Source organism: Streptomyces sp. SP17BM10 (assembly GCF_036322405.1).
Lineage (GTDB): Bacteria > Actinomycetota > Actinomycetes > Streptomycetales > Streptomycetaceae > Kitasatospora.
In genome coordinates this window covers 1-370 of the sequence record NZ_JAQYXB010000482.1, presented here as the reverse complement: position 1 = coordinate 370, position 370 = coordinate 1, and the positions used below count along the sequence as shown (strand labels likewise).

Annotated in this window: 1 pseudogene; it reads left to right on the top strand. The window is 72.7% G+C overall.

The window, feature by feature from the left end:
• Positions 1-283, top strand: a pseudogene (locus PUR71_RS08715) (hypothetical protein); the annotation flags it as partial.
• Positions 284-370: the final 87 nt, after the last annotated feature.

Genomic DNA, 370 nt, shown 5'->3' with positions numbered 1-370 from the left:
GCCGGTGCTGGCCGCCAACTTCGACCACGGCGTCGTCGTCGAGCACAACCTGCTGATCGACCTCATCCTCGTCGTCTCCGCCGGTCACCCCGCTCACCTCCACTTCCGCGTCCACGGGTGCACCAAGCACGACAACGAGCACAACGCCGACCGCGGCTCGCCCCGGCTCCTCTACAGCCGCCAGGCCCACGACGTCGCCGACCTCCACGCCGCCCTCGCCGACCCTCACCCCGAGCACGATTGCCCCCACAGGCAGAACGTCCCGGACACCCCGGAGGAGTAAGCGGCCGCCCACCGCCCCCCCCCCCGCCAGCGCGCGCTGCACCCCCGCGACCCCCAGCCCCCCAACGCCAACCAGTTGACCCCCATG